Source organism: Streptomyces sp. NPDC042102, from assembly GCF_055582305.1.
In genome coordinates, this window is sequence record NZ_JBVJDL010000021.1 from 42,951 (window position 1) to 48,950 (window position 6,000).

5 protein-coding genes are annotated in these 6,000 nt (G+C 67.8%); 4 read left to right on the plus strand and 1 reads right to left on the minus strand.

Annotated elements, in window-relative coordinates; all coding sequences use genetic code 11:
* Positions 1–83 precede the first annotated feature (83 nt).
* Both ACZ6KO_RS34425 and ACZ6KO_RS34430 read left to right on the plus strand, forming a co-directional pair.
* Positions 84–914, plus strand: a complete 831-nt coding sequence (locus tag ACZ6KO_RS34425; RefSeq protein ID WP_469307914.1) for a phytanoyl-CoA dioxygenase family protein — start codon at positions 84–86, stop codon at positions 912–914.
* 284 nt (positions 915–1,198) lie between these two features.
* Positions 1,199–1,489, plus strand: coding sequence for a hypothetical protein (locus ACZ6KO_RS34430; RefSeq protein WP_469307915.1), 291 nt, complete (start codon positions 1,199–1,201; stop codon positions 1,487–1,489).
* An 853-nt stretch (positions 1,490–2,342) separates the two neighbouring features.
* Here ACZ6KO_RS34430 and ACZ6KO_RS34435 read toward each other — a convergent pair.
* Positions 2,343–3,668 (minus strand): Vps62-related protein, encoded by a 1,326-nt coding sequence (locus tag ACZ6KO_RS34435; RefSeq protein WP_469307916.1) that lies wholly within the window; start codon positions 3,666–3,668, stop codon positions 2,343–2,345.
* A 249-nt stretch (positions 3,669–3,917) separates the two neighbouring features.
* On the opposite strand from ACZ6KO_RS34435, the gene ACZ6KO_RS34440 reads away from it, so the two are divergent.
* Together ACZ6KO_RS34440 and ACZ6KO_RS34445 are read left to right on the plus strand one after the other, a co-directional pair.
* Positions 3,918–4,754, plus strand: a complete 837-nt coding sequence (locus ACZ6KO_RS34440) for a hypothetical protein (protein WP_469307917.1) — start codon at positions 3,918–3,920, stop codon at positions 4,752–4,754.
* Between the two features lie 148 nt (positions 4,755–4,902).
* Complete coding sequence (locus tag ACZ6KO_RS34445) at positions 4,903–5,106, plus strand: cold-shock protein (protein WP_469307918.1); 204 nt, start codon at positions 4,903–4,905, stop codon at positions 5,104–5,106.
* The last annotated feature ends 894 nt before the right edge of the window (positions 5,107–6,000 follow it).

A 6,000-nucleotide genomic window follows, 5' to 3' on the forward strand; every position in this document is an offset into this window, starting at 1 on the left:
GCACGGCCCTGCACGCCGCACCCGAGAAAAGCGGTGCGGCAAGTGTCGGGTGACCGGGACGGGCGGCGCCGCACGATGGAGGCATGGACGACATGACTTTGGTATCCCGCTTCCTCCGCGACGGCTTCGTCAAGCTGGAAGGCGCCGTCGCGCCCCGCGTGGCCGCGAGCTGCGCACGGCTGCTCTGGCAGGAGACGGGCTGCGACCCGGACACCCCGGAGACATGGACGCAGCCCGTGCACTGGGTCGACGGAATGGCACAGGGACCGTTCGCCGCCGCACCCAACTCCCCGGCCCTGCACCGAGCGTACGACCTGCTGGTCGGCGCTGGGCGGTGGGAGCCACGCTACTCGCTCGGCACCTTCCCGCTGCGCTTCCCGCACGAGGAGGAGCCCGACGACGCGGGCTGGCACATCGAGGGCAGCTATGCGGTGGAGGGCGAGACCTGGCCCTTCACCAATCTCCGCTCGCACGGCCGGGCCCTGCTGATGCTGTTTCTGTTCAGCGAGGTCGGGGAAGAGGACGCCCCGACCCGGATCCGGGTCGGCTCCCACCTCGACGTGCCGAAGGTGCTGGAGCCGTACGGGGAAGAGGGCGCGAGCGGCCTGGCCATCGCGCCAGATCTAGTATCGGCATCCGCCCACCGGCCGCTCGCCCTCGCCACCGGTTCCCCAGGTGACGTCTTCCTGTGCCATCCGTTCCTGGTGCACGCGGCACAGCCGCACCACGGGGTGCGGCCACGCTTCATGGCCCAGCCGCCGCTGATGCCGGCCGCGCCGTACGAACTGGAGCGGGCCGACGGCGCGTACTCACCCGTGGAGATCGCGATCCGCCGGGGCCTGGGACAGGCCACCTCCGGTCCCGACGGGCAGGACGCGACCCCGCCAACCAGAATGCTCGGCTCCGCCAAGTAGAGCGGGGCAGCCGGCGCAACCTCCGCTCGACCCGCCACTGCCTGGCACGACATGCCGCCGAGCAGAAAACCGCGTCCGGCCGGGCACCCGACCGAAGCCGGTCACCGCATAGTCCCTGAGGGCCTGGGGCGGTGGTTGGTTTCCGTGGTACGTGAGGTATGCGGATGGGGCGGGGCGGACTGACCTCCGTGGGACGGCAGCGTCGTGAAGAAGTGCGGATGCAAGCGGCCTAGCAGGCTGGCGGCGTTGCTAGCCAGGCGGGTCTTGCCGCTTAAGATTCCGGAATGGAATTCGAACTGTCTGACTATATGGACGAACTGCTCGACCTGCAGGAAGCGAACGACGCAGCCCATGCCGTGGTGAAGCGCCTTCAGGAGGAACTCGGCGGCGTGCAGAAGTGGACCGACGAGCAGCACGTGACCTGGCGGGACGCGTGGGAAGACTGGCGTGAGGTCTGGGAGCCGCTGCAGGACACCCTGACCCACTACGCGGAGACGCTGGGTCTGGACCGCGGCGAGCTGGAGGCCGCGGTGCAGAAGGCGGCAGGCCACGCCCTGCTGCCAGTCGAGGACTGACGGGCCCGCCAGCGGTCGAGGCCTGACGCGCGTCGCCCCGTAGGCCGCCACCGCTGGACGGTCCGCTGGGACACGCCCAGGACGACGGCTACCCGCCGGGTGGAGCCTCGCTCCCACCGCAGCAGAGCCTTCAGCTGATCAGCCGTCGTCGCAGGCACCGGCCGCGTGTACAGGAGCCGCTCCAGCCCATCACCTATGGCCCGCACGATCCCAGCATCCCTCTCTACGACACCGCACTGTGAATGGGCGTGGTGGTGGCGCGGGATGGGCGTCAGCCAGAGCGGGGCGACTGTCCCTGCCCACACTGCGTTGAGGTAGTGATCATGGCTGTCATGGAGTGACCGAGCTGCTGCTGTCGGGTGCCGATCGGGTGATGGCTGGCTGTCATGGGCTTGCCTGTTCACACCGTCCTCAGCGTGTGCCTGACGGGCGCTCTTGTGGGGGGATTTGCTCTTCTGGCCGAATGGCAACGCAGGGCCACGCTGCTGGCTTTGGTGCGCAACGCGCCGTCGGGCACGGTGGTTGTGCAGGAACGGGGTAGGGGCGGGCCGGCCATGCGAGTCCACATTGGTGCCTCGGCACCGGACGAGGGGGCATGAGTGACGAACCGGCGAATTCCACGCGACGTCGCGGACCAAGTCGCAAGGCTCTGGGATCGCGAAGGTGCATCCTTGAAAACTCCCAGCTCGTCAGGAAGATCCGAGGGGCCAAGGACGCCCTGACTTCGGCCAGGGTCGCGGCGTGCTCGGCCGTGTGAAAGAGCCCGCCAGTGCTGGCGGGCTCTTGGCTGGTGCTGCCGGCCGTTGACCGGTGGTGCTTCTGTCGGTCGGTGGTCTGTCGGCCGGGTGTGGGGTCAGGTTGTGGTGTATCCGGGGATGTGTGACTCGGGTTCCCCGAAGGGCTGGGGGTTGCCGGCGATGATGCTGTCGGACAGGGTCTGGACTTCGTCGGACGGGGGCGGGGGGAATTGGGTGTAGACCCGTGACTCGACGTCGAACGACAGGGTGGACTGGACGATGGGGTCGCCGTCCTCGCGGCGGGCGACGATCTCGTGGCGGGGTGACCACAGGACGGCCGAGTGGCCGGCCGGTACCTTCATCGTCCAGGTCTGGGTGGTTTCGGTGAACTGAGTGTTGTCGTAGCGCCTGGAGTAGCCGAGTTCGTGGGCGACGCTCACTTCCATGGAGGCGGAGAAGCCCTTGGTCTCGATGCCGGCGGAGGTGGTGACGGTGATGCCGGTCTTTTCGCTGTACTCCTCGCTCGCCGTCTCGCTGACCCCGGTGGTCACTGTCTGGCTCGGCTCCTGCTCCACGGTGCCCTGCGAGTTGTCGTAGTGGAGCTGGGCGTAGTAGTTCACCCGCCGTTCCAGGGTGTAGAACGGTGAGTTGAGGACTTGCCACTCGGCTGTCTTGGACCGGTCGGTCACCAGCGTGGCGGGCACCAGCACGGACCGGTCGGTGACCTTCAAGGTCTCCCTCGGCGCGGGCATGTCGTGCGAGGTCAGCACTGGCGCTGCGGGCGGGTACTGCTTGGTGACGATCGCCGGCAGGTCGAGCACGTACACGGTACGGGTCGGCTTGGTGTAGTTGCCGGCTGTAACGAAGCCGTTCACGCCCAGCAGCAGCCGCTCGATGTTGTCCGTCGGGGACTCCGGAGTCTTGATCAGCCATGCCGACATGTCTGTCGACGAGCCACTGCCACGGTCGTCCCAGACTGGCTCCGCCTCGATCACGGCTTCCCGGACGTAGCTGCGCCCGCCGACCGCGCCCTTGCGGACACAGAAGGGAGTCAACTGGCCCATGCCCGGAAACTGGCCACTGGGCAGGATCATGTCGCCGAGCGAGACGTAGCCCTCCGGCGGTACCGGCCGCCAGGCAGTAGCGACGGTCAGCCCGGGGAACGGAGTGAGCGTCGCGACCGCCTGGTAGCCAGCGGGCGGCGCGAGAAGGCGGTTGGACGTGTCGACCTCTCGGGCGATGATCGACGTCGTCTGGCGGTGGATGTTGTCGTGGCTCGGGCGAATGACATGAGCCAGTGTCCTCCAGCCACCCCCCGCGCCTGGGTTCGGGCTGAAGCACGCGCCGTCCTTGTCGGCCCCTGAGCCCCTGTCGCTCCACACCTGCTCAAAGTTGTGCGTCACGCAGATTTCGAGCGCTCCGAACTGCACTGTTGTGACCAAGGCCATCTCCTCCCGCTGCACAGCTGCTTTGCCGCGCGGCGGATAGAGGCTAGGCAACCCACAGAGCACTTCGGTGCACTTTAGGAAACTTTGTCCGGATGTTGCTGCTGACGGCCGCAATGACTCTGTCTATACAGGTGATCACATCGGTATGTGCCCGCTGCCTCTGTGGGCTGGTCACGCCGGGCGGCGCGTGGTGGTGTGCGTGGTGTCGGTGGTCGCCGTGGTGGGGGCGGGAGACTCTTGGGTATGGATGTGGAGTCGGTGGCGGCTGAGTTGGCGGGGCTGCTGCCGTCGCGGTTCACCGCGGCCTGTGACGAGTACGTGGTGAAGGTCCGGAAGGCGGGGGACAGGGAGCTTGCGGCGCGGATTGCTGCGTTGCGGAAGCCGACGCTCGCGGTGTGGACGGCCGGGCTGCTGGCGCGTCGCCGGCCTGAGGAGGCGGAGGGGCTCCTGGTGCTGGGCGAGGCGCTGCGTACGGCGCACCGGACGTTGGACGCGGCGCAGCTGCGTCGGCTGTCGCGTGATCAGTATGTGGTGATCGGCTGGCTCGCGCGGACGGCGCGGGCTCTGGCCGCCGAGGCCGGGCAGACGGTGAGCGAGCCGGTGCTGCACGAGGTGGAGCAGATCTTGCAAGCGGTGCTCGCCGACGCCGACGTTGCCGCGCAGTGGGAGGCCGGCCGCCTGGTGAAAGCCTCGGACGCGGTGAGGGGGTTCACCGGCCTTGAACCGCTGCCCGGCGCTGCTCCGCCCCGGCGCACGCAGTCCCGGTCCGCCGGGCCTTCAACGGAACGCGTCCAGGCCCCAGCGCCGGATGTGTGGGCAGGACAGGCGCGCCGGAAGCGTTTGGAGGCGGTCCGGACGGAGGCGGTCGAGGCTCTGGCCGAGGCCGGGCGTCTGGAGGCCGGGCAGGCCGCCGCGAAGGAGCTGGCGGACCGCAGCGCGAAACGAGCCAACATGGCGCCCGGGTCAGCCCGGGTTCGTGCGTCGTCAAGGACCGGGCCCGCTCCGGCCGGTCGTCCCATGGGTCGTGTCGCGATCGTGGTTCCTTGCGGCCGAACGTCACCGCCGGCTGTAACGTCGTGATCAGCAGTCGTGGTTCCGAAGTTCCGTTCTCTCGTGATCGCAATCGCGAGCGTTTTTGCTGTTCAACGCCTCGCCGGACCAGGGCGATCACCCACGGATCCCATAGGGTGCGGGACGCGATACGAGTCCCGTCGAAGGAGACAGGCACATGGCTACAGGCACTGTGAAGTGGTTCAACTCGGAAAAAGGCTTCGGCTTCATCGAGCAGGACGGCGGTGGCCCGGACGTCTTCGCCCACTACTCGAACATCGCCAGCCACGGCTTCCGCGAGCTGCTCGAGGGCCAGAAGGTCGAGTTCGACGTCGCCCAGGGCCAGAAGGGCCTGCAGGCGGAGAACATCCGCCCCGCGTGAGAATCCGTCTTCTCGGGCTCGGTAATCCGGAGGTCCGAAGACGGGTTCTTAGGGCAACGAGGATGAGAGCCACTTTGCTCCGTTCTGGCCTGTCCTGTTTGGGACGGTCGAGGTCTGTCTTGATGAGGTGGCGGTCTGGCGTTCGGCGAGGGATGTCAGTGTCGTTGACTTTCTGGGGGGTTGGTACGTCAGTGCTTTCAGTGGGTGGTGTCACTTGGGTGACACTGGGCATACCGGTAAAGCCGCAGTTCATGAGGGTGTGAGGGAGTGTCGGGGACTGTGCGGGGGAGTGCTGCGCAGTTTCACTGGTCCGTGACAACCTGTCGGCAGGGGTTGCGGGCTATGCCATGTCTTCCAGTGTCAGTCTGGCTCGTATTTTGAAGCAGAATCTTGTGGCCGCATGGTCTGGGTTCTGGGAGACTGGGTGCATGGCGCCTCCTGTAGGCCGGCCGGGTCAAGAAGTGGTGTAGGTGCCGGCCGCACGCGTGGCATGCGAACGGTGTCTTCGCCAACCCGCTGGATCCATATGCCCCTCTTGGTGAACACAGGGCCTCTGCTCCGAAGGCGAGTCCGGAGAGATCGGAGAGCGGGAGCGGAGACCGCTGTCATCGAAACGGTGAGCCCTTGTGTGCTGCTGGCTGCCCGCGGAGCGGGCTGGTCCTGGAGGCGGAGCCGGAAGGATCCGGGTGGGGGAGCGGAGCGGACCCGCCCAACGGGCCGAAGGCCCGGACCCCGTGAAACGGGGTCACCCAGGCCTGCGGAGCAGGCAGTTCAGGGTGGAGCGCAGCGGAACCCTGAACAGTCCGGAGCGCAGCGCAGGACTCCGGCCCGAAGGGCCGGCCATAGGCCTGCGAAGCAGGCCGCCGCCGAGCGAAGCGAGGCGGTTCTCTCCTG

Bases quoted from the DNA above. Each gene is read 5' to 3' on its own strand.
- ACZ6KO_RS34425 (WP_469307914.1), top strand. From the start codon at position 84: ATGGACGACATGACTTTGGTATCCCGCTTCCTCCGCGACGGCTTCGTC.
- ACZ6KO_RS34430 (WP_469307915.1), top strand. From the start codon at position 1,199: ATGGAATTCGAACTGTCTGACTATATGGACGAACTGCTCGACCTGCAG.
- ACZ6KO_RS34440 (WP_469307917.1), top strand. From the start codon at position 3,918: ATGGATGTGGAGTCGGTGGCGGCTGAGTTGGCGGGGCTGCTGCCGTCG.
- ACZ6KO_RS34445 (WP_469307918.1), top strand. From the start codon at position 4,903: ATGGCTACAGGCACTGTGAAGTGGTTCAACTCGGAAAAAGGCTTCGGC.